This is a genomic window from Mesorhizobium sp. M1E.F.Ca.ET.063.01.1.1 (assembly GCF_003998155.1).
Taxonomy (GTDB): domain Bacteria; phylum Pseudomonadota; class Alphaproteobacteria; order Rhizobiales; family Rhizobiaceae; genus Mesorhizobium.
This window is the reverse complement of the sequence record NZ_RZSC01000353.1, coordinates 1-3,428: the sequence shown is the minus strand read 5'-3', so window position 1 is coordinate 3,428 and position 3,428 is coordinate 1. Positions and strand designations below refer to the sequence as shown.

The following is a 3,428-nucleotide window of genomic DNA, read 5'->3' as shown; positions in this document are numbered from 1 at the left end:
TTCCCGGGGAGAAGGCGCCCGCGGGGCGGATGAGGGGTGGCGCCCCTCTTCTGAAGATTTGGAATTCCCCTGCACGTTGGCGCTGCCCCTCATCCGCCTTCCGCCGTCTTCTCCCCGTGAACGGGGAGAAGAAAGCCAATCAAAACGCCGGCAGTTCCGGCCGCACGGCCAGCGCATCCCTGACGATCTTTTCCACCGCCTTGCGGCGCTCGCCCGACAGCGGCTGGCGCGGCATGCGAACGCGGTCATTGGTATCGATCGCCAGCACTTCGGCAAGCTTGATGTTTTGGACCAGATAGGTCGAGACATCGAGGTCGAGCAGCGGGCGGAACCAGCGATAGATCTTCAGCGCCTCCTCGCGGCGGCCTTTTCTCATCAGCCGGTAGATGGCAACGGTCTCGCGCGGGAAGGCGGTGACCAGACCGGCAACCCAGCCGATGGCGCCGACCGACAGCGCCTCGAAAGCGAGGTTGTCGACGCCGGTGAAGAGATCGTAGCGGTCGCCGAGGCGGTTGATGATCTCGGTCGAGCGGCGGATGTCGTCGGAGGATTCCTTGATGGCGACGAAGCGTTTGTCCGACGCCAGTTCCTCCATCAGGTCGACGGTTACGTCGACGCGATAGGCGAGCCGGTTGGAATAGATCATGACCGGCAGGTCGCCGGCTTCGGCGACCGCGCGAAGGGCAGCTACCGTCTCTTGGCGGTCGGTGTGGTAGATCGGACTAGGAACCACCATCAGGCCGTTGGCGCCTTCCCTGGCGGCGCGGCGCGCGATGCTGGCCGCCTCGCGCGTGCCGGGCTCGTTGACGGTCAAAAGCACGGGCTTCTTGCCGGCGACCTTCTGCGCCGTCTTCAGCACCTCGATCTTCTCGTCATGCGACAGCATCGGCCCTTCGCCGAGCGAACCGCAGACGATGATGCCGTCGCAGCCGGCCTCAATCTGCAGGCCAAAGCAGCGCTCCATCTCGGCGTGGTCGAGACGGTCGTCGGCGGTGAATTTGGTCGTGACTGCGGGGAAGACTCCGGCCCACATGGTTAGTTCTCCATCTGATATATCAGCGGTATATTTATTAAGAAACAGGCTGTCAACACGGATTCCATTATGATATATAAAAAATATATCAGGAGCTGCCCATTGATATCCCCTTTGATATCCATCGAGACCAGCGCGGCCTTCGAGCCGGTTGCGACCAAGGCCTACCGTGCGCTGGAGCACATGATCGTGACCCTCGAACTGGCCCCCGCAAGCTTCGTCACCGAGGGAGCGTTGATCGAGCGGCTGGGCTTCGGCCGCACTCCCGTTCGCGAGGCGATCCAGCGGCTGGCCTGGGAGGGCTTGCTCGACGTCAGGCCCCGCGCCGGCATCGCGGTCGCGCCGCTTCACCCCGGCGACTGGCTGCGCGTGCTTGACGCCCGGCGCGGCGTCGAGGTGGTGCTTGCCCGCTCCGCCGCCCGCTTCGTCACCCGCGAGGCTGCCGACCTTTTTCACGAGGCGGCCCTTGCCATGCAGAAGGCTGTGATCTCCGGCAACGTGCTTGCCTTCATCCAGGCCGACAAGCAGCTCGACGAGGCGCTGGCGATCGCCGCCGACAATCCGTTCGCGGCTCGTGTGGCGGCCCCCCTGCAGACGCACAGCCGCCGCTTCTGGTTCCGCTACAAGGCGGATACCGGCCTCGCTGAATCGGCCGAGCACCATGTCGCGCTGATCCGCTCGATCCTCGATGGCGACGAGGAAGCCGCCGCCAGGGACGCCGAGAAGCTGATGGCGCTGCTGCGCGGTCATGCCGAGGTGGCGGCTACGCGATAAGCAGAATGGTTCTGGACTTGCTCCGGGCGGCTCAGCCGCCCGGCTGTCTGACCGGGGTGGCCAGCGTGTCTTCCCATCCCTCGCCCGCGGCCAGGATGCAGCTCTGGCCCTTAACGTCGGTCATCAGGATGGTCCAGGTTCCGCTCTCTGACACAAACAACTCGAAGACGGCGACCTCTCCGGCTACGCCATAGCCGAGCCGCTTCTCCTCGAATGCTTCTGCCAGCCTGGCGACCAGATAGGTATGGCCGCCACAGATGACTTGCGCCTGCGCCGGGAATGCGGACAGCGCCAACATGGCGCCGACTGCCGCCAGCTTGACCCATCGAAACGAAAATTCGCGTGCCATGGGGCACCTCCTTCGCCTTCGCATTCCGGCAAGGGAGGCACATTTGGCCGCCTCAGCGTGCCGGAACGCTCCAGGCCGGGTCCGACGTCTTCATCACGTCACTCCTTCTGGTTTCCGGTCTGTCGCAGGGAGATTTATCGCTCCCTGGATTCGATATGGTGAAGCCGCGCCCCGTAAACAAGCGGCGCTTCTGGAGGGCATCTTGTCGGCTTCACTCAGGCGCCTGGCAATGCCGCGTTGATCGTCGGGCTGTCCCAGCCTTCGCCGACGGACAGGATGCAGCTCTGGCCCTTGGTATCGGAGGCCAGCACGGTCCAGCTGCCCTGGTCGGATACGAAAATCTCGAGCACGACGTTCGGATTGATCAGCCCACGCCCGGCCTCGCTCTCGTGGAACTTGTCGCCGAGCGCCTTGATGATGTCGGCCCGTGGTGCGCATTGCGCGGCCGCATCGGCCTGAACGGCCCCGCCAGGCATCGCAACCGCCGCAAGGCATATCGTCGCCATAAGAAATCGTGTCATCTGACACCTCCTCGCGCCAGACGAGAACCCCGGCTGCCACCGGCGCTGTTTGATTGGCCTGCACGCATGGCAGGAATACAGCCTAAGGCGGATGGTGGTCTGTTGGTTCCATCACACGGCGACGGAATTATTAGGATGTGCGGATGCTTCCTGGCTGTGCCGCGCCGGAATCCATGTGCTTAAAGCTGCGCCTCGCCGGGACTGTCGACCGGCCATCACAACAAATTTGCGCGTTATGTGGATGAGAAGGCCACATGGCCTTCCTCCGAAGGTCCACAAAAAGAAAGCGCGGTTTGCACCGCGCTTTCCCAGAACTGATTGTCCGGTCAGTTCATCGTCGGGATGACGAACTCGGCTCCGTCCTTGATGCCGGACGGCCAGCGCGAGGTGACCGTCTTGGTCTTGGTGTAGAAGCGGAACGCGTCGGGGCCATGCTGGTTGAGGTCGCCGAAGGACGACGCCTTCCAGCCGCCGAAGGTGTAGTAGGCGATCGGCACCGGGATCGGCACGTTGACACCGACCATGCCGACCTGGACCCTGGAAGCAAAGTCACGCGCGGCGTCGCCGTCGCGGGTGAAGATGGCGACGCCATTGCCCATCTCATGGTCGTTGGCAAGCTTGATCGCATCCTCGTAACGCGGCGCGCGCACCACCGAGAGCACCGGCCCGAAGATCTCCTCCTTGTAGATGCGCATGTCGGCCGTCACGTTGTCGAACAGGCAGCCACCCATATAGTAGCCGTTCTCATAGC

General features: G+C 63.6%; 5 protein-coding genes. 1 reads left to right on the top strand and 4 read right to left on the bottom strand.

Going from position 1 to position 3,428, the window contains the following annotated elements:
- Positions 1-139: 139 nt before the first annotated feature.
- On the bottom strand, positions 140-1,033 hold the full coding sequence (locus EOA29_RS22215) for a dihydrodipicolinate synthase family protein (protein ID WP_126091394.1): 894 nt from the start codon (positions 1,031-1,033) through the stop codon (positions 140-142).
- Positions 1,034-1,102: 69 nt separating this feature from the next.
- On the opposite strand from EOA29_RS22215, the gene EOA29_RS22210 reads away from it, so the two are divergent.
- Positions 1,103-1,807, top strand: coding sequence for a GntR family transcriptional regulator (locus EOA29_RS22210; protein WP_245464849.1), 705 nt, complete (start codon positions 1,103-1,105; stop codon positions 1,805-1,807).
- 31 nt (positions 1,808-1,838) lie between these two features.
- On the opposite strand, the gene EOA29_RS22205 is transcribed toward EOA29_RS22210, so the two are convergent.
- The 3 genes from EOA29_RS22205 to EOA29_RS22195 all read right to left on the bottom strand — a co-directional run.
- Positions 1,839-2,156 (bottom strand): hypothetical protein, encoded by a 318-nt coding sequence (locus EOA29_RS22205; RefSeq protein ID WP_126091393.1) that lies wholly within the window; start codon positions 2,154-2,156, stop codon positions 1,839-1,841.
- Positions 2,157-2,371: 215 nt separating this feature from the next.
- Positions 2,372-2,677: a hypothetical protein gene (locus EOA29_RS22200; protein ID WP_126091392.1), complete on the bottom strand. Its 306-nt coding sequence runs from the start codon at positions 2,675-2,677 to the stop codon at positions 2,372-2,374.
- A 326-nt stretch (positions 2,678-3,003) separates the two neighbouring features.
- Positions 3,004-3,428 (bottom strand): aldehyde dehydrogenase family protein (locus tag EOA29_RS22195; RefSeq protein ID WP_127221538.1); only part of this gene is annotated, 425 nt, incomplete at its 5' end.

What these genes read in the sequence shown, in the direction of transcription:
- EOA29_RS22215 (WP_126091394.1), bottom strand. Translation starts at nt 1,033, where the DNA reads ATGTGGGCCGGAGTCTTCCCCGCAGTCACGACCAAATTCACCGCCGAC.
- EOA29_RS22210 (WP_245464849.1), top strand. Translation starts at nt 1,103, where the DNA reads ATGATATATAAAAAATATATCAGGAGCTGCCCATTGATATCCCCTTTG.
- EOA29_RS22205 (WP_126091393.1), bottom strand. Translation starts at nt 2,156, where the DNA reads ATGGCACGCGAATTTTCGTTTCGATGGGTCAAGCTGGCGGCAGTCGGC.
- EOA29_RS22200 (WP_126091392.1), bottom strand. Translation starts at nt 2,677, where the DNA reads ATGACACGATTTCTTATGGCGACGATATGCCTTGCGGCGGTTGCGATG.